Genomic DNA, 20,296 nt, shown 5'->3' on the forward strand with positions numbered 1-20,296 from the left:
GGTTGTAAGAGTTAAACATTTAAAATAAAAATTATGGGAGCACCAGCCGCAAGAATCAGCGATATGCATGTATGTCCAATGGTAACAGGAACTGTACCTCATGTTGGCGGACCCATATTACCTTCGGGTACAACCACAGTATTAATTGGCGGTATGCCGGCGGCCTGTGTGGGAGATATGATTGTTTGCACAGGACCTCCAGACAGTATTACAACCGGATCAGGCACAGTACTGATTGGCGGAAAGCCAGCCGCAAGAATGGGCGATTCAACTGCGCATGGCGGAACAATTATAGTAGGATGCCCAACTGTTTTAATAGGTTAATTATGGAAAATAAAAACGCATTTTTAGGTACGGGATGGAGCTTTCCGCCAGAATTTAAAAAAAACAGTAATACAGTCGTAATGACATCTGACGAGCAGGACATTAAAAGCAGTCTGGAGATATTGCTTTCTACCAAAATCGGCGAACGTATTATGCTTCCCGGATATGGCTGCAATATGGACGAATTGCTTTTTGAAACATTAGACAGGACACTCATAACTTATGTTTCTGAACTCATAAAAACAGCCATTTTATATTACGAACCCAGAGTTGATGCTGAAAAAATTGACATACTGCAAGGGGATGATTTAGAAGGGGAATTGCTGGTCATAATCGATTACAAAATAAGAAGCACAAACTCAAGAAGCAATCTTGTTTATCCGTTTTATAAAGGAGAAGGCACTAATATTTAAGTTTATTACCTATGAGTACCGGCAGCCAGACACACAGTGTAATTTTTAAAAGAAATGGAATCAACCAGGATGAACGCTTTAGTGATGCATTAGAGCCGGGCAACTTAAAACTTCATGATTTTACGATTGAAGACTGGCTGCTATTTGCTTATAATTTCGCAAAGGAAGTCAACTTTTTCGATACTAATGACCATACAAAATCTCAGGGAGACTGGCAGGAATTCTTTAGCTATTTCGGGTTTTCCAATGATAATCTTCCAAATGGTATTCCTAAAAGAACAGATCAAAAATACATCGATTTAAAAGAAAACATTTCCGGAATATTATCAAATGCCAATGTAAATAAAGACCTTGCTCCTCACCTAACGCTATTTGTGTGTTTCCTGAAATTATTGGAATTGTCACAAAACAAACTAAATTTAATTACAAAAAAGCATTTAGATTTTTTTTATAAAGATATACTGCAGATCGAAAAACTCCCTCCAAAAGCAGATAAAGTCAATATTATTTTTGAGCTGGCAAAAAAAATTGCAGAAGAAAGAATTCCTGCAGGTACAGAACTTGATGCCGGAAAAGATCCAGATGGCAAAAAATTAATATACAAAACCACAGAAGAATTCATTGCCAACAGAGCCACTGTAGCCTACCTGAAAAATGTGTACAATGACGTGGACCGTGGTGAGATAAAATACAGCGAAATTGCAAATTCCATTGACGGAAAAGGAGAACCGCTGAAAGATGATGCTCCATATTGGTTTCCTTTTGGATATACATCCAATGAAGAGAAATACCCCGAATTAAGCGATGCTAAATTAGGTTTTGCAATAGCCGGAGAAATATTTAATCTTAAGGAAGGCGACAGAAAAATTGATATCACTATTACTTTTTCTGAAGATTTAATTTTTTATAGTGCATTTAATGTCGATGATCTTTTGGAAAACATCAGCATTCTGTATAGTGGACAGAAAGAATGGATTGGAAAATTTAGACCTGGCGAAAACATATCTTTTAAAAATGGTATTCAATCTTCGGCAATTGGCGGCAACGAATTAAGACTGGTTTTTGAGATACCAAAAGATAGTCCGGCAATTGTTGGCTATGACCAGAAAATTTTAGGTGAATTTTTCGCAACAGAACTGCCTGTTATTCGGTTTTTAATTCGTACAGAAGATAAAAAAGGACATAGTCTTTTTAGAAGCTTAGTTACAAAAAATATAACCGGTATTTCAACAAAAGTAGAAGTTAAGGATGTGAGATCTCTACTGTTAGAGAGCGATAACGGCCTGCTTAATGCTGCAAAACCTTTTTATCCTTTTACAACCCAGCCCGAAAAAAACAGTTCCTTTATAATCGACTATCCGGAAATTTTTTCTAAAAAATGGCAAGAGGCAGATATCAGCATTAAGTGGAAAAACACTCCGGTATCATTTGAAACTCATTACGCTGCGTACAAAAAAAACTTTTTGGAAACAATAAGCAAGGATATTTTTACATCTGCAATGTTCATCAGGGGAAACAATAAAATTAAAAAGAATGTAAATCAGCCTGAAGACGGAGTTATATCAGCAAGAAAAACCGATTCAGAGTTAGAAATTGCTGCAGAAAATACCGGGTCAGCTGCCATAAATACAAAAGATCCTATTGTTACAAAGGACTATTTTAAAGGAACATTATCTGTTTTAAACAAAGAAACCTGGGACAAACAAAATGAAGCAGTCAATCTATTTGATGATCCTGATAGTGATAAAGTGTTTGAAACTAATATCAATGTAAGAGGAGATTCTTATGCAATTGATAAAAGCGGTCCTGTCCGGTTGACATTAAACCAATCTTTTCTGCATTCTTTATTTCCAAAAGTATATACCATCGCCATAATGAATGTGGCTGAAAACCCTTCAACCCTTATACCAAATGAGCCTTACACCCCGATTGTAGAGAGCATAAGCCTAAATTATTCTGCTGAAGAAACTATTGATTTTGCAGTCTCAGCCTACGAATCTAACCGAATAAAATTATTTCATGAAGCCCCTTTTGGCCAGCGTGAAGAGCATTCTTATTTGAAGCAACAAGCAATTAATAAAAATATTTTAGATGCTGCCACACCTATTACCAATTGCCTGGTTCCGGATTACTGCGATGGAGGCGAGTTTTACATAGGACTTCAGGATGCCGAAATAGCACAGCAGATTTCACTGCTATTTCAAATATTGGAAGGAAGCGAAAATACGAGCGTTCCTTCTTTTACAGGAAAACAAAAAACAGAATGGTATATATTATGCGATAACTACTGGAAAAATCTTGATCAGGATATTTTGACAGATGATATTGATAACTTTTTAAAATCAGGTATTGTAAAATTTAGTATTCCAAAGCAGGCATCCAATAACAATACACTCTTTCCGGACAAAACCATTTGGATAAAAGCAAAGATGCACAAAGACTATGATGCCGTTTGCAAAGTTATCGATGTAAAAACCCAGGTTGTTACCGCCCAGTTTTTTGATAACAACAACAATTTAGCTCATTTAGACAACTCTTTGCCTGCTAAAACAATATCTAAATTAATTACCAGGGTTCCGCAGATTAAAAGTGTTTATCAGCCTTTTAATTCATTTTCCGGTAAATCTCCTGAGTCAGATCAATCTTATTATCTCCGTGTTAGTGAACGACTGAGACACAAAAACAGAGCCATTACACTTTGGGATTATGAGCATCTTATTTTACAGGAATTTCCAAATATTTTTAGGGTAAAATGCCTTAATCATACTTTTATTTCGGGTACAGATACCTCGTTTTTATCACCGGGAAATGTAACACTGGTCGTCATTCCGGATATTGTGGATAAAAATGTATTCGATATTTATGAGCCAAGAGTGAGCACAGCTACATTAAACAGCATAGAGCATTTTATAAATTCTAAAAATTCAATGCAAGTGCATGTAAAAGCAATTAATCCTGATTATGAAAAAGTTATTATAAAACTAAATGTTAAGTTTTATTCTCAATACGATGAGAATTTTTATAAAAAACAGCTCAATGAAGATCTGATCAGATTTTTGTCGCCCTGGGCATTTGATACTTCTAAGCAAATCATATTCGGAGTTGAGCTGCAGCGCAGTATTGTTATAGAATATATAGAAAATTTACATTATGTAGATTTTATATCTGAACTGGAGATGGCGATATATATTGATAAGAAAACAAATAAGGAACAGCCTAATCAATTAGAAGATACAGAAAAAAATGAGGAAAATATAACTGTTTTAGAGTTTTTGAACACACTGGCTCCATCCAGTCCACAAAACATCCTTGTCTCTGTTAAAAACCACATTATCAGCACCAATATAAAAACCTGCAAAGAAGCAATACCAGAACAACCTGAAAAATGTCGATACTAAACCAACATATCACTATTCCTAAAAAATTGGCCACAGAGGACGATTTGGATTTCTATTACTTAAAAACAAAAGGAATTGAGTATATAGAGTCTTTTGGCAGTAAACTATGGACCGATTTTAATGAGCATGATCCAGGTATAACAATTCTCGAGATGCTTTGCTATGCTATTTCGGATCTTGGGATGAGACTCAATCTTCCTATAGAAAATATATTAGAATCAGATGACAGCAACAAAGGCATTCAAAAACAGTTTTTTAAAGCCTCAGATGTATTGTCTTCCAGCCCGGTAACACAAAATGATTACCGAAAACTATTTATAGATATTAAAGGAGTCAGAAATTGCTGGCTTGCCAGACATAGGAAAACCGTCTATGCAGATTGCAAAAAAAACCAGCTCTCTTACGACATTAAGGATTATGAAAACCTGGCAGCCACCCCAAACTTAAGAAAGTCTTTTGAGCTTAATGGCTTATATGATCTGTATGTCGATTTTGAAAGCTCAAAGCCTGCAGAAATAGAAATTGTTAAAGAAAAAATCAGAAAGCAGTATCATGCCAACAGAAACCTTTGCGAAGATCTTGTTGCTATCAAAAAAGTAGAAGAGTACGCTATTAAAATATGTGCAGATATTGAAGTAAATACGGAAGCCGATGAGGAACTGGTTCATGCGAAGGTCATTTATGCTCTGGAAAGTTATTTATCTACAACAGTCAATTTTTATTCGCTGAAACAAATGATGGACAAAGGATATTCGACCCTCGAAATTTTTGACGGTCCGGTTTTAGAGAATGGTTTTATTGATACTAAAGAATTGCTTACTGCTGATTTGAGAAACCAAGTGCGTCTCTCAGATATTATGAGAATAATAATGTCGGTTCCGGATGTAATCCTGATCAAAGATATTTCATTGGGAAATTGCGGAGGCGATGATCTGGAAAATAAATGGCTTATCTGTCTTTCAGCTTACCAAAAACCAGTTATTTGCAACAAAAGTGTTTTTAATTACAATAAAGGATTATTGCCTCTCAATATCAATCAGGCACAGGTAAAAATTTATTTAGACGCCATCAAAGCAGAGAAAGACAAAGCTACAACCAACGCCAGCCAGAATAAAGAATTAGAAGTGCCAAATGGACAATATCTGAACACTGATATTTACACCACCATACAAAACGATTTTCCTGAAACTTATGGAATAGGAGAAACAGGACTTCCTTCCAGAGCATCTGTGGAACGAAAATCTAAAGCAAAACAATTAAAAGGATATCTCTTATTTTTTGATCAGATATTAGGAAGTTATTTTAAGCAATTGGGACAGGTGAGCGAATTGCTTTCTGTTAGCGGAAATCAGACACGTACGCTTTTTACGCAGGTTGTTAAAGACATTGAAGGGGCTAATGATATTGTGGACGGATATGAAAATTATACTGATGAAGCTATTACTGAATTGCTTTTTGACCAACAGGACAATAATATCGAACGAAGAAATAAAATTTTAGATCACCTTTTGTCGCGTTTTGCCGAAAATTTTTCTGAATACGTATTTGTAAACAAAACCATCTACGGCAACACCACAGATCAGGTAGTATTACGCGACAAAGAAAGTTTTTTAAAAGATTATAAAGCTGTTAGCAAAGAGCGCGGTAATGCTTTTGATTATTACAAACAGCCCGTTACGAATTTATGGGATACCAACAATGTTTCGGGAGCAGAAAAAAGGATTTCGAGACTCATTGGTATTAAAGATTACAGCCGGAGAAATCTTTCCAATTCGTTTGTCGAAATGTACAATTTTATTGATTCTGATAATCAATCTGTATATCGATGGCGCATTTTAGACACTCATAAGGATATCGTACTTTCTTCAACAGCAGAATACTTCGATACTTCCGCAGCAAATAAGGAACTTTATTTTGCGGTACTGCAAATTATTCAGACCCGGGAATACAAAATAAAGGAAGCTTTTAAAAACGGCACCGTAGAAGATTTATCCCTCATAGATAATATTTTGATTCAGCAGTCGGATGCCGGAAAATATTCTTATGACATTATAAACCCGGCAATAAAAGACAAGGCAAACCCAAACCGTATTATTGCCCGCAGATTCGAATACTATAATAATCTTCCGGACTTAGAAAAATCGATTTTGGAATTGATTCGGTTTATGAAAGAAGATTTTACCGAAGAAGGAATGTTTTTGGTTGAACACATGATGCTTCGTCCAGATGTACATCTGACTACAGTAAACCCTGATACTTTTATGCCTGTCTGCGCTGATGAGTGCGATAATTGCGAACCGACAGACCCCTACTCCTATCGTGTGAGTGTAGTGCTGCCGGGATACACATTGCGGTTTGCAAATACCGACTTTAGAAATTATATAGAAAAAATAATTAAAGAAGAATTACCGGCCCACGTACTTGCCAAAATATGCTGGATCGGATATAGGGAAAAGGATGTAAAAGACCCCGCAGAAAACCAGCTTGTTCAGTTCGAAAAAACGTATAAAGACTACTTGTTTGCTAAAACCGATTTGAATCAGGAGCAGCCGGAATCACAGTTAATCAGCTTTATTAAGGCACTAACCGTTCTGGACAATGTGTACCCAACCGGACGACTGTTTGACTGCAGTGATGAAAACGAGCGATTATCAGATAAAATTATTCTAGGAAAAACAAATTTAGGATCACTATAAAAAACTATTCTCATGTCAGCAAAACTTTCAACAATAACAACCCAATACCGCCGATTCACAAAGAATCAGGTACTTACAGAAGGAAACCTTAATGAGGTAGTAGATTTTTTTGACGACCAGGACCGCCTGTCCCGCATTTACCTCAGCGGGGTTGGTATAGTTTGCGGATTTTATCCGGCTTATGATGAGTCTCAAAAAATCATTTCGTTAACACAGGGAACAGGTATAACTACAGATGGTGATCTTTTTAAATTATATCAGGCGGATCCATTTGGAAACAAAAAAATCAATTTTGAATCCAAAACCTATACACACTGTAAAATTTATGATAATACAAAAGCCGCTTACAAACCTTTTTTCTATGATGAATCAAACAAACAATTGCCTCTTTTTGAACTACTGACAGAGGAACAGCAAAAAAAAGAGAAAGATCCCTATTTTGCTTTAAATCAATTTTCTGCAAATACTCAATTTGACATAAAAGATGCTGTACTTCTTTTGTATCTGGAGACGTATGAAAAAGAATCTGATCTTTGTGTAAGTCTTTCCTGCGACAATCAGGGATTGGAAATTGTAGGCAATTATAAAGTTTTGATTGTCAGCAAAACGGTTGCCATACAAATAATGAATCATGACAGCATGACTGGCAAAATCAATTATACGAATTTATATCATCAATTACCGGATGTAAAATCAAACAGAATTGTATTAAAATCAGAAGATTTTATTCATCTTGAAGCAATAAAAAAAGCTTTTTGCAAAGGTATCTTCAAAAACAATGTTGTTAAGAATTTACTGGAAGGCTACAATACGCTTTTGACAGGCTTAAACAAGCCACTAGCTTTAGATGCTATTCAAAAAAAAATAAACGAATTGTTTAATTTTGAAAGCGACCCGGTACTGCCTCCGGATTTTCAATATCTCTATGATCTCCTTAATGATCTTGTAGATACCTACAACGAAACCAAAGGGTTATTGCTGGCTATAGATGACAATTACTGTGATCCTGATATCGATGCTTTTCCAAAACACTTAATGCTGGGCGAACTGATAAAAACAGCACCTTGTTCTGAATTTCGTCATGCTTTTTATAAATCGCCCTTACTTACAGGAGAAAACGGCAGCAATTGCAATGACTGCTTTGCAGATGATAAAGATTTAGAAGAAAAGGAAAAAGAAGCAGCAGATGAAATACAAATATGCTACGGCGAAAACACAGCCAGACAAAAAATGTACAGTCTTATTTTGCGAACTCTATATATATTAGAAAACTACAACCCATTACATGATTTTATAAAAATTACACCCTCTTTGCAAATGGGCAAACTGGGCAAAAAAGCTATTCCTTTTTACAATGATGTAAATGATTCCCTGATCAGGGCATGGGATTTTGATAAAACCATTTTAGGATTGCAAAAAAACAATGTTAGTTACCACGATGATTTACTGAATACTAAAAAACCGCTCGAAATACATCTTGATAGTGATTTTTACAGAATAGAAGGTCATCAGGGGCGCAACTACAAAGAAGCATTAAAAGCCATCCAGCAAATCAGATTAGAAAACGGACTCGGATTTAATATCATGGTCCTGGCGGTAAATGCCAATGAACTGGATAAAACCATTCATAATTTTACCAAATATTACCTCGGCAAAAACCATGGTTACGAACACAAAGCAGGCGTAGTTCCCGGCGGTACCTTTATAATGATATATCTGGAAGAAAAAATACCTTACTATTACTATTATAACTCCCGCAGACCGTCTTTAACCGGTGACTTTGAAAAATTTACGGAAGGGATACCGGTTTTAAATCCGGTTGTAGCCGACTTTTCAATTCCGTATTTATGCTGTGACGAAAACAATATAGGCCTTACTTTACCAGTAGATAAAATTTGTTTTGACAGCAAAACACCACCAATTCCTTTTAAAGTATCCCCTGCAGGAGGTTTTGTAAAAGCGAACGTAAGACCGGATCAAAACGGAGGAGTCACCGTAGATGAATCCGGAGTAGTTGTTTTTGATCCAAATTTAGTGAGCCAGGATTTAATAGGTCAAGCCATAACCTTTACAGTAAATAATTTTGAAACGAAATGTGCCATAACCCTATTTGAAAAACCTTTACTCGATTTTATCGCTGTACCTGTTAGCTCTTCAGGAATTAGTGAGACTGAAGTTGCTTTTACCATAAAAGGAGAAAATCTTTCCGGCAATAAATACACTTGGAATTTTGGAGACAAAACCGATCCTGTTATAGTTGAAAAAACAGAAATAAAACACATCTACAAGTACAATAGTGAAGGACAGAAAAAATTCACTTTTGATGTTACTCTTAGTGCAGACAATGGCAATTGCGGTTTTCAGATCACCAATCCGGTGAGTTTTGAAATTTCAGACTCAAAAGTACTGGTTGAAAACAAGCTGGTTAACAGGATCTCATTTTGCAGAAAAGATAAAGCGGTATTGCTTACCCTTGAACCCGCTATAAAAGATGCAGTTCTTTCAGGAGAAGGGGTTCAACCAGCAAAAGGAGGACAATTTCAGTTTATTCCGCTTAAAGTCCCTGAAGATGTGACCAGCGTAACTATTCTTGTAAACGGCAAACCCTCCAATCTTGTAATCACTCTTTTAGATCTGCCAGTTCCAAATTTTACTGCCAGCCTGGATAAAGCGGGAATTTTAACCCTCACCAACAATTCTCAAAACGCCTTATCCTACACCTGGAAAATTAATGAGGAATTAATAATAACAGATAAAAAAGACCCCCTGGAAAGACCAACGGCTTTATTTAATGAATCCTCTATTTTGGTGTCATTAACTGCCGAAGGCAAATGCGGACAAGCAACTGACGGGCCAAGACCAATTGAGATCAGAAAAGTGGCTGAAACAAACAACTGTCTTTATAACGCCGATCTATTTGTAAAAAACTCACTTAAAACAATTTCTTATTTTAAAGAAATTGCTATTTCAAATAAATTCAATACGGAAACGAACAGCTTCCTTTCTGAAACTGAAAACAGATTTGTCGAAATTCAGAAAAATCTGGAGGATTACATCAACGGTAAGTTAAATGATAAATTATCAGAATTATTCACCCAGGAATATTTCAATTTAATATCAAAAGTTGCTGCTGCTGCCATTGAAGAGCAAAATGGCAACCATATTACTGCAGTACAAGGATTTATATTCCTAAACACTTCTTTGTTTTATACTATTTTAAGATGTCAGAATGCAAGAACACTTAAAGCTTCTGAAAAACAAATAGTCCATTCATCATCTCTTTTTACCAATTTATTTAAAAGTTTCCTGGAAAGAAAATTCAATACTGACAGAACAGGATCTTTGAAAGAATTTTTGTCAGGCATGCAGACTGTATTTGCAAAAATTGATTTTATACTATCCGGTTTAAATACACAATTAGAAGATATTACAAGTGGTGCCAAATTCTAATAAACATATTATCAATAAATTTTTCCTTGAGATAAATACCAGTTCTAAAGAAAAAGGATATTATCTCAAGGACAATATTGATGGTTTTTTGCAAAAGGAAATATTCTCTTTTTTAGAAAATTATTTTAATGCACTGGATTCAAAAAATCCTTTATCCAGCATACAATTAGAAAAACTTGACATTGATATTGCCATTAGTCCGGATTTGGATTTCGAAGATTTCAAATATCAAATTCTAAAAAAAATCACCATCCAAGTTGAAGAAGTTTTTGAAAATAAAGAAAAAAATATTGAGGGTTATAAGCTCATCAAATCTCAGCAAAAAGATATAGATAGTTTTTTTCATTTTCTGGAAACCGGTACAAATGCCTGGTGGACAACCTTAAAACAGGATTTTAAAATTGTTGATGACACTATATTTGACGAAGTGTTAAATAATAAAAACTTCTTTTTTAAGTGGGTCAATGCAGTCCAAAAACCAATTGTGAGGACAAGATTTATCAAACAATTTAGTGATGCTCAGATTGCAGAAATCATTAAAAAAGGAATAGTACTCAAAAAAAATAACGCTGGCAACAATGCGCGACTAATCAGGATTGAAAAAATAAAAAAACAAATTCAAACTCTGATTACAAAGAATCAATCGATTCCGAATCAAAGATTTTTAATGTGGGAAATAGTGGTTTTAAGCCTTTTGGAAACCAGCAGTGAAATTGCGAAACAAAAGCTTTCATCATTGATTTACAGTTTGTTTGAATTTCATAAAAAAAGTAACTTTTTAGATCATAAAGAAGTTTTATTAAATGAAATCCAAAATCAGACGGATAGCCAAAATGAACTGGAAATACTGGCTAATCTTGATGCTTTTGTTTTGATAATAGAAAAAAAAACAGACAAAGTTATTTTAAAAGAAAAAAGAACTGGAACTGTCCCGGAAAACGAAGAGCCAATGAAAACCAAGACAGAAACAGAAAATAATAAAAACACACCCACAGGAGCTGATTCGGCTATGTTAGAAAGCGAAGACGGGCATCACAGCGACCACAAAAAATTCGAATTGTTATCAGATAAACCTAAACAAACAGGTACAAATAATGACGAAGAATTAATTCGAAAAAAAGAACTTTTTACTGAAAAAGAAGAACAAGATATAGCAAATTTCAGTGATATATATGTTAACAATGCAGGGTTAGTATTAATTCATCCGTTTCTGAAATCTCTTTTTGAAAATTGCAGACTGCTCAATAAAGACAATACGATAAATAATATCGAAGTGGCCGCTCACCTTTTGCATTATGCGGCCACAGGAAAAGAACAGGATTATGAAAATGCAATGGCTCTTGAAAAATTCTTATGCAACATTCCAATAGCACAGCCTATTGAAAGAAACATTGTACTCTCTGAAGAAATGAAAAAAGAAGCCGGTACAATGCTTCATGCAGTATTGAGCAATTGGGATTTAATGAAAACGTCATCAGCAGAATTGCTGCAAAACGAATTTTTACAGCGTCCGGGAAAACTGAATATCAATGGAGACGGTAATCCAACTATTGTTATCGAAAGAAAAACACAAGATGTTTTATTAGACATATTAAGCTGGAATCTGAGCATCATAAAATTAGCCTGGAAAACAAAAATAATATATGTTAACTGGTAAAAATTAAAAATATGAATGTTGAAAACACCTCTTTTTTAGAATACGACAGAAAAAATATTCGCGGCTTTCAGCAAATGGCTTTAGAATTTTTATTCAATAATGTAAATCTGTCTAAAATAGTCTTTTGCGGAGGCATTGCAGACTACCTTAATCTTCGCGAATATTATGATATTACCATTAATGATTTAGATCTGATTTTTGAAAACGAAGCGGATTTACAGCCCATGATGAACAAACTGCCAACAAAAAGATATCACTCTAAATTCTATAAAACAAAAAATGGCGAAGCGTTAGTCCACATATTCAGAGTTGGAGAAACTTCCATTAATATAGACAGTTTTCCTAGAGATTTTTCTAATGGATCATATATACAGTCGCCTTTGCTGGGCAGAATGGTCCGGCATACATCATTTGAGGAAAGTAAAAAAAATCATAATACTGAAATACATCTAAACACTTCAGAAGTTAAAGGTATCGATTATCAATGGAAACGATTGTACAAACACAGCCGGAAAGCATCTTTGTACAACAATATCACTTTCCTGAAAGAAAAAAACTTAATCCATACTATTAAAAAAAATATTTTATGAGAGGAGAGCCCAGAATAATTTACAGTTTAGATGCATTTCCTATAAGCAATAACAGATGGAATGAAGGGAATAGGTTTAAAGAAACGATTTATTCGACTGCTTTAAGTATTCTTTACAGCCATTTATGGTATCAGGATATCGAACTATATGCAGATGAGACAGCATATAAGTTTCTCTATATGCTTCCGTGCAGGGTTACTAAAATAAGGAGCAATGAAAATACAGTTATCTGGATGAAATCTAAAATTGATGTCATGGAAAAACAAACCAAACCTTTCGTACATCTTGACAATGATGCCTTTATAAAGAAAAAAATAAATTTTGATTTTGAGAAAGTAATTGTTGAACAAAATGATTACGAATTATACAGCATGTATCAATATCGTTTGGATTTTTTTAATCAATATACACAGGATTTAGAGTATTGGAAACCGGATTTAGGTTATGCATTCAACTGCGGGGTATTAGGTTTTAGAGACTTAAAACTTCGGGATGAGTTTCTGGAGGTTTATTATGCTTTAGAGGATATTTTCATAAAAAATAATAATCCGGGAATAACCAGGATTGAACCCTGCATTGTTTTAGAACAATACAACCTGGCGTCTTTATTAAAGCATAAAAACATCAACCCAACATTACTGCTCTGGAAAAAAAACTTATTCGAAAACAGTCAGCTGGCAGATAAAATTGGTTATACACACATTGCCGGGCAAAAAAAATACAGGATCGACATTGTTCAGGAAATAGAAAACAGGCTCTTTAAACTGTTTCCTTATTGGTACAAAGAAGTAAAAAATGCGCTTGAGAAAGAAGGTATCTCATAAAACTATAAATATCTAACTATGAAACAAAGACACAAGATAATTTATAGCCTTGATGTGCTTCCTGTTACAAATAACAGGTGGAATATGGGAGATAAACTAAAGGAAACCATCTACATGACTGCGCTAAGTATATTATACAGTCACTTATGGTATGACGAAATTGAGCTTTATGTAGATGAAACAGGTTTTAAGTTCCTGTATATGCTTCCTTGTGCGGTTACCAAGGTACAAAATCACAACAGAATTGAACTTTGGATGAAATCGAAAATCAATGCTATGGAACTGCAGACTAAACCGTTTGTTCACATAGACACGGACATATTTATTAAGAAAAAAATAGAGTTCAGTTTTGATGATGTAATCGTAGAACGCAAAGAAGATACTTATGAAATCCATTACAGGAAACAGGTAGAATTATTTAGCAAATACGCCAGCAATCTTCCGTACTGGCATTCCGGTCTGGGCTATTCTTATAATTGCGGCATATTTGGTTTTAATGATCTTAAACTCCGTGATGAGTTCATAAAAAGCTATTACGATTTGGAGAAAATATACATTGAAAACCAAAAAAGCTTTGCTGTATTAAAACAGGAAGGTTATGAAACCTGCATTTTAATAGAACAATATACGCTTGCATCGCTTTTGAACTATAAAAAGAATGATCCGGCAATTTTATTGAAGGGTGAAAACATAAGAGAACAGGGAAAATATGCAGATGCTATTGGCTATTCTCATTTTTTTGGAATGAAAAAATATGAAAAATATGTTGTTGACGAGATTGAACTTCGGCTCTCTGAAATATTTCCGTATTGGTATAAGCAAATAAAAAGTGTATTAGAGAAAGAAGGTGTTATTGCGAATAATCCAGAGTTTGTTTAGTAAAACGAATTATTAACCCAAATAAATGGTAAAATAATACATCATGAGAGAATTTGAACAAAAAAAAATAGCGAAACAATCCCCTTCTCCTTTTTTTGGACCAAAAATTCAGAAGAAAATAAAAACCGGAACCGCCGGGGACAAATATGAGGCTGAAGCTGATAATGTTGCTGACAAAGTAGTTAATCGAAATTCATCCGCATCAGGACTTTTACAGTCGAAAGAAGATATAAAGCAAAAACCTGTTTCAGAAACCATTTCTTCTGTTCAGAGTAAAGAAATGAAAGAAGAAAAATCTGTTCAAAAGAAAGGAAAAGAAGAAGAAAAGCCTGTGCAGAAAAAATCAGATAAAAAAGAGGAAGAAAAACCTGTGCAGAAGAAAGGAACGGAAGAAGAAAAGCCTGTGCAGAAAAAGTCCGGTAAGAAAGAAGAAGAGAAAACAGTTCAGAAAAAATGTGACAACTGCGAAAAAGAAGATCAGGTACAAAAAAAGGAAAACAAAGAGGAAGAAAAGTCAGTTCAGAAAAAAGGACAAAATGAAATTCAGAATAATGATTTGGAAGAAAAACTCAACAATTCAAAAGGCAGTGGAGCCAGTCTGGATGAAAGCACTAAAAATGAAATGGAATCCGGTTTTGGGAATGATTTCAGCAATGTAAAAATTCATACCGGTACTAATGCCATAGAAATGTCTCAGGAATTAGGCGCACAGGCATTTACCAACGGCAATGATGTTTATTTTAATGAAGGGAAATATAATCCCCGCTCAAAAGAAGGAAAACATTTGCTGGCACACGAATTAACACACACTATACAACAGGGAAACAGGAGTAAAAATATTCAAAAACAAAGCAACGTTTTACAATTAGCTACAATCCCCTGGAAAATAAATCAATGGACTACACACAAACGAATATCAAATAACTTCAGTGTAGGAAGCGGCGGCACTATAGCGCTGTCTTCTAACCTGGCTTGGGCTGGACCTCCCAGATGTAGTAAAATAACTAATGAAATAGAAGTTAAGATCTATCGCAGTGCAGCTTATTGGTTTGACAGCAAAGTGCATAGTGACACTATTTCATTAAGTGGAGGAAGTACCTCAGTATCAGATTTAAGCAGTGGCACGTACTATGTTGAAATCTATTTAGGAGGTTATAATGGAGATCCGACTCATTGCAGTCTAACGGGAGAAATTGCTATAGCAACATCATAAAGAGAACTATAATAACAAATGTCAGTATTTAACCAGATACCAAAGTCAAAACCTTCTGGCTCATCCTCTTTTAATTCGAGAAAGGGTGAAGACTTCTTTGGTGTCCAGGCAAAGCTTACTATTGGTAAACCGAATGATAAATATGAAGCTGAAGCTGACAAAGTAGCGGATACTGTAGTATCTGATAAAAAGAATGGCCCTCCCGAACCATTTTTTGCTGCCTCACCTGTTGTACTCAACAAAAAGGCAAATGACTTACAAAAAAGAAGTAATCAGGAAAAAGAAATTCAGAATCAAACAACTGTAGGGGAAATCACTCCTGTAGTTCAATTAAAAACAGAGAAAGAAGAATCGTTACAAACCAAAAGTGAATCTTCTAAACCACAAGAAAAAATAATTAATTCGAAATCTTTAGTTCAACCAAAAAAAGAAGAAATTCAGGCTAAAGAAGAAGAGGAAATCCAGACAAAAGAAGACGAAAAAGAGCTTCAGATGAGTCCGGCAGCGGCAGCGAACCCTTCTGACGGCCCTAATATTGAAAGCAAACTAAACAGCAGTAAAGGAGGTGGTTCTCCCCTATCCGGGAAAATAAAAACCGAAATGGAATCAGGCATTGGAGCCGATTTCAGCAATGTCCGTATCCACAATGATGCTAACGCTGTTCAAATGAACAAGCAACTGGGTGCGCAGGCTTTTGCAACCGGAAACAATATTTATTTTAACGAAGGAAAATACAATCCAAATTCACACGATGGCAGGCATTTACTCGCCCACGAATTAACACATACCGTACAACAGGGAGCTGCCATTAGAAAAAAAACTGAAGATAACATATCTCCTGCTCCCGAAATGATTCAGGGTTCTTTCCTCGATTACTTTCCTGACTGGATTATTAATGAAGCCCGACACATTCCGGGCTATACACTCTTCACAGTAATTATCGGTTACGATCCGTTGCGACAGGCTGATGTAGAACGCACCCCAATTAATCTGATTGAAGGTTTAATGGGACTTGTACCTTTTGGAACCGCGATATTCGACAAACTCCAGGAATATGGAATACTACAGCAGGTTTTTGACTGGGTAGAAGGGAAATTAAGTGAACTCGGATTAACGATCGACAGTATTTTAAATTTGGTTGAAGAGATTTGGGATAAAGTTGAATTTCCTTATACAGACATAATTGATTTAGTCGCTCAAAAATTCAATGAAGTAGTTAACAGAATAACTTCTTTTGTAAGTGCAACTGTAGATCAGGTGATTACCTGGATAAAAGAAGCCCTGATTGGTGTAGCTGAACCTATACTGGCAGAAAACAAAGCCTGGTCATTAATCAAAAAAATAATCAAATACGATCCGTTACGTGATGAAGCGGTCAATGCAACAACCGTCGAAATATTAGAAGATTTCTTAATCCTGATCGACAAGCAAACAGAGCTTGAGCAAATGCGTGAAAAAGGTACGCTGCAAAAAACGGCCGACTGGCTTGACACTCAGGTTGGAACTTTCACTTCGTTATTAGGTGAACTTCGCGGACTTATAACAGCTGCCTGGGATGCTATCCACCCTTCTAATCTGGCTAATATAGCTGATAATCTCTCTGCCCTCGCAGCTCAGACCGGAGAATTCCTGCAGCGGGTTTGGGATTTTGCCTCTGGTGTAGCACTCAAAGTATTGGAACTTGTCAAGGAATCTTTATTAGGATGGCTTTCTTCACAGGCAGCGACTGTTAGAGGTTATTCGCTTGTTAAAGTCATTATTGGAAAAGATCCTTTTACTCAGGAAGCTGTACCTCGTACAATTCCAAATCTTATACGAGGATTCATGAGCCTCATGGATGGCGGCGAAGAACAATATGCCCAAATGGCTGAAACAGGAGCTATTGCAAGAATCGCTGGTCAGATTGAAGCAGCTGTCGCTACTCTTAACATGACTCCAGAGTCAATAGTACAGCTGTTTACCGACATTTGGAACACCATAACAATTGATGATCTGATACATCCAATAGATGCTTTCATGAGAATCATCGAAAAATTCGGTGAGCCTATTGGCCGATTGATTGCTTTTGTAGCAGAAATAATCCGAATTGTGATCGTTGCTATTCTCGAAATAATGAATTTCCCGTTTGATCTTATTGGAAATATTATTACCAGAGCGTTAGAAGCCATTGATGACATCAAAAAAGACCCAATTGGATTCCTGAAAAATATTCTTAGAGCGTTAAAACAAGGATTTGTTCAGTTTTTTGATAATATCGTAACACATTTAATCAATGGTGTAACCGGCTGGCTGATGAGCGAGCTAAAAGATGCAAATATCCCGGTACTTACTGATTTCTCTTTACAGGGTGTAATTACCTGGGTAATGGAAGTACTGAATATCTCGATGGAAAAAATCTGGGAAAAACTAGCAGCACATCCCCGCATTGGACCAGCAAGGGTGGCCAAAATCCGCAGCATGATTAATACGCTCGAAGGTATCTGGACATTCATCAAAGACGTTCAGGAACGTGGTATGGCCGCCATTTGGGATAAAATTCAGGAACAGCTCAGTAATTTATGGAATACCGTTCTCGATGCTGTGAAAAACTTTGTCATGGAACGTATTGTGAATAGAATTACAGCCAGACTTTTAAGCATGTTAGATCCTACAGGAATCATGGCAGTGATAAACGGCGCAATAGCCTTTTTTAATGCGATACAGAGTTTTATCAAATACCTGCGCGAAATGCTTGAAGTTGTCAATTCATTTGTCAATGGTGTTGCTGATCTTGCTCGTGGTAATGTCGCTACAGCAGCAGATTATCTCGAAAGAACTATGGGACAAGCTATGCCGGTAGTGATCGGATTCCTGGCAAATCAGGTTGGGTTAACGGGAATTGGCGCAAGGATTGGCGAGATGATTATTTCTGTACAACAAATGGTGGATGAAGCGCTGACCTGGCTGGTGAATAAGGCGGTGGATACGGGAATGGCATTGCTGGACAGGGTTATGGCAATGGGTGCAAGTGTTAGAGACGCCATTCTTGATTGGTTAGGTTTGCGAAAACAATTTAATGCAGATGGTGAAACTCACAATTTATTCTTAAGAGCGGTAGGTGGCGTACCGCAAATGTGGGTCGCAAGTGAAGAAATGCCTTTTTCAACATTTTTAACAAACAAACAAACAGAAATAAATGAAATTACAAATGCAACTACAAAAGCCAGAAAACAAGGAGCATTAAATAGTGCAACCGCTATTTACAATAACGACATTGTTAGAATCAAAAATTTACTAACTACAGAAACGGATCAATCAAGAAAAACCGATTTACAAAATCAGCTTAATGCTAAGTTTAATGAAATTGTACCTTTCTTAGTCATTACTGGAATAGCAAACGGTGGAAGATTACCAGATACTCATGTGCAGATAGGAGGCAGTGGAGGCCGCGCTAGTTTTTCAGAAGCAGATCCATTAACAAAAAATGAAAGTAAAAAACCACCTAGAGTAACAGCTGAGCCTGCAGGATGGGCTAGTCATATAAAAACAATCAACAATTATGATGATATTTATGTAAGATTACATCTTTTGCATTTTGATTTAGGTGGACCAGGGAACGATACCGGAAACGTTACACCAGGAAAAAAATCAGAAAATGGTATGATGTACAATCAAGCTGAACAGAATGCTGTCAACTTAGTACATTCTGAAAATAGAGTTTTATGGTATAGAGCAGAAGTTACATCTTATAGATCTGAAGTTGGTTTTACAGATTTTGCTGAAGGAATTCGAGTTAGCTATGGATTCAAAGAAAAAAATGATTCTGGAGAATGGGTAAGAGTTGGCGGAGTACTTTATAACAATGTATTTCCTGTAAGCAAACCAGATCCTTTAGGAAGTAGCAGTACAATACCATCAATTAATGATGTTCCAGCACGTTACTGGGATCTAGAATTAAAAAATATTCCTAATGCACCATCAAGAACCATTTTTAGAGATTGGGTTAACTCAAGAGGGGCAGAAAATTATAACACTTGGACAGATTTCACTAATTCAAACGCGTTCAAAACAGCAAATGCCAGCTACGGTGGAACATTAGAAACTTGGTTTAGATCTGCTGTTGCATCAAATAAATTAATTGGATTTTAAAAGTTATGAAAAATTATTTAAAAAAAATACAGGATTTAGTTGAAGAATTAAAAGGAATTCCAAATATATCAAACCTAGTTTTCGAAAAAAACATTGGAATTAGAGAAGAAGATTTTGCAGATTATGCAGACGAATTTTCAATTAAAATTTCTAAAGAAGTTAAAGAATTGTATTCTCAATTTGATGGTTTTATTTTAAAATGGAAATACACTCTTAATGACTCAAAATCAAAAAATATATCTTTTGAAGGAGATATTGAAATCCTCCCATTTTATAAAATGTTTTTAGGTTATAATGATAACTTATGGGAAAATGAAATATGGGGAAATCATACTCCAGATAAAGACATTACTTTTTACAAGAACCTTAAAATATTTGATTATTTTGAAAAAGATAATGTCCATTGCATTTGTATTGAAATATCCAATAATACCTTAACCTATAATTTATGGATTTTTAGAGAAGGCTATGAACCTATTCCAATGACAATAAATATAACTGAATATATTGATAAATTAATTTATACAAAAGGATTTTGGGGTTGGCAATACTTATATACTAATGTTGATCTATCTGATGAAATATATAAAGGAATATTTGATGGAATTAAAGAATCGATAGAACTATGGTCAAAACTACTTTCTTCTGAAACGTTAATTGAAATTAAGAAAGATCTTGCTATAAATTAAACCGCATATTTTCAAACTTTAATTCTAAAAAAACA

The 20,296-nt window shown here is 35.3% G+C and carries 12 protein-coding genes; all 12 read left to right on the plus strand.

The features are described 5' to 3' along the window. The first annotated feature begins 33 nt into the window (after positions 1-33). The 12 genes from GXM17_RS02915 to GXM17_RS02970 are packed head-to-tail and all read left to right on the plus strand — an operon-like array spanning position 34 to position 20,261. The gene (locus GXM17_RS02915) at positions 34-324 is read left to right on the plus strand and encodes a PAAR domain-containing protein (protein WP_163397774.1); all 291 of its coding nucleotides are present in this window, start codon (positions 34-36) and stop codon (positions 322-324) included. A gap of 2 nt (positions 325-326) precedes the next feature. Next, positions 327-737: a GPW/gp25 family protein gene (locus tag GXM17_RS02920; protein WP_163397775.1), complete on the plus strand. Its 411-nt coding sequence runs from the start codon at positions 327-329 to the stop codon at positions 735-737. Positions 738-748: 11 nt separating this feature from the next. Beyond that, positions 749-4,135 carry a baseplate J/gp47 family protein gene (locus GXM17_RS02925; RefSeq protein WP_163397776.1) on the plus strand — a complete coding sequence of 1,129 codons (3,387 nt, stop codon included), beginning with the start codon at positions 749-751 and terminating at the stop codon, positions 4,133-4,135. Further along, positions 4,123-6,831 carry a hypothetical protein gene (locus GXM17_RS02930; RefSeq protein WP_163397777.1) on the plus strand — a complete coding sequence of 903 codons (2,709 nt, stop codon included), beginning with the start codon at positions 4,123-4,125 and terminating at the stop codon, positions 6,829-6,831. The genes GXM17_RS02925 and GXM17_RS02930 overlap by 13 nt, the downstream gene beginning before the upstream one ends. A gap of 12 nt (positions 6,832-6,843) precedes the next feature. Then, a complete protein-coding gene (locus GXM17_RS02935) occupies positions 6,844-10,281 on the plus strand; it encodes a PKD domain-containing protein (RefSeq protein ID WP_163397778.1) in 3,438 nt (1,145 codons plus the stop codon). After that, positions 10,268-11,938 (plus strand): contractile injection system tape measure protein, encoded by a 1,671-nt coding sequence (locus GXM17_RS02940; protein WP_163397779.1) that lies wholly within the window; start codon positions 10,268-10,270, stop codon positions 11,936-11,938. The genes GXM17_RS02935 and GXM17_RS02940 overlap by 14 nt, the downstream gene beginning before the upstream one ends. An 11-nt stretch (positions 11,939-11,949) precedes the next feature. Continuing rightward, positions 11,950-12,528 (plus strand): hypothetical protein, encoded by a 579-nt coding sequence (locus GXM17_RS02945; RefSeq protein WP_163397780.1) that lies wholly within the window; start codon positions 11,950-11,952, stop codon positions 12,526-12,528. Next, positions 12,525-13,352, plus strand: a complete 828-nt coding sequence (locus GXM17_RS02950) for a DUF6734 family protein (protein ID WP_163397781.1) — start codon at positions 12,525-12,527, stop codon at positions 13,350-13,352. Before GXM17_RS02945 ends, GXM17_RS02950 begins: the two co-directional genes overlap by 4 nt. Before the next feature lie 18 nt (positions 13,353-13,370). After that, positions 13,371-14,231 carry a DUF6734 family protein gene (locus tag GXM17_RS02955; RefSeq protein ID WP_163397782.1) on the plus strand — a complete coding sequence of 287 codons (861 nt, stop codon included), beginning with the start codon at positions 13,371-13,373 and terminating at the stop codon, positions 14,229-14,231. Positions 14,232-14,274: 43 nt separating this feature from the next. Further along, positions 14,275-15,444: an eCIS core domain-containing protein gene (locus GXM17_RS02960; protein WP_163397783.1), complete on the plus strand. Its 1,170-nt coding sequence runs from the start codon at positions 14,275-14,277 to the stop codon at positions 15,442-15,444. An 18-nt stretch (positions 15,445-15,462) separates the two neighbouring features. Next, complete coding sequence (locus GXM17_RS02965) at positions 15,463-19,572, plus strand: eCIS core domain-containing protein (protein ID WP_163397784.1); 4,110 nt, start codon at positions 15,463-15,465, stop codon at positions 19,570-19,572. Between the two features lie 5 nt (positions 19,573-19,577). Then, complete coding sequence (locus tag GXM17_RS02970; protein ID WP_163397785.1) at positions 19,578-20,261, plus strand: hypothetical protein; 684 nt, start codon at positions 19,578-19,580, stop codon at positions 20,259-20,261. Positions 20,262-20,296: the final 35 nt, after the last annotated feature.

This window comes from Flavobacterium fluviatile (genome assembly GCF_010645065.1).
Lineage (GTDB): Bacteria > Bacteroidota > Bacteroidia > Flavobacteriales > Flavobacteriaceae > Flavobacterium > Flavobacterium fluviatile.

Excerpts from the sequence above, each read along its gene's own strand:
- GXM17_RS02915 (WP_163397774.1), top strand. The coding sequence starts at position 34 with ATGGGAGCACCAGCCGCAAGAATCAGCGATATGCATGTATGTCCAATG.
- GXM17_RS02920 (WP_163397775.1), top strand. The coding sequence starts at position 327 with ATGGAAAATAAAAACGCATTTTTAGGTACGGGATGGAGCTTTCCGCCA.
- GXM17_RS02925 (WP_163397776.1), top strand. The coding sequence starts at position 749 with ATGAGTACCGGCAGCCAGACACACAGTGTAATTTTTAAAAGAAATGGA.
- GXM17_RS02930 (WP_163397777.1), top strand. The coding sequence starts at position 4,123 with ATGTCGATACTAAACCAACATATCACTATTCCTAAAAAATTGGCCACA.
- GXM17_RS02935 (WP_163397778.1), top strand. The coding sequence starts at position 6,844 with ATGTCAGCAAAACTTTCAACAATAACAACCCAATACCGCCGATTCACA.
- GXM17_RS02945 (WP_163397780.1), top strand. The coding sequence starts at position 11,950 with ATGAATGTTGAAAACACCTCTTTTTTAGAATACGACAGAAAAAATATT.
- GXM17_RS02950 (WP_163397781.1), top strand. The coding sequence starts at position 12,525 with ATGAGAGGAGAGCCCAGAATAATTTACAGTTTAGATGCATTTCCTATA.
- GXM17_RS02955 (WP_163397782.1), top strand. The coding sequence starts at position 13,371 with ATGAAACAAAGACACAAGATAATTTATAGCCTTGATGTGCTTCCTGTT.
- GXM17_RS02960 (WP_163397783.1), top strand. The coding sequence starts at position 14,275 with ATGAGAGAATTTGAACAAAAAAAAATAGCGAAACAATCCCCTTCTCCT.
- GXM17_RS02965 (WP_163397784.1), top strand. The coding sequence starts at position 15,463 with ATGTCAGTATTTAACCAGATACCAAAGTCAAAACCTTCTGGCTCATCC.
- GXM17_RS02970 (WP_163397785.1), top strand. The coding sequence starts at position 19,578 with ATGAAAAATTATTTAAAAAAAATACAGGATTTAGTTGAAGAATTAAAA.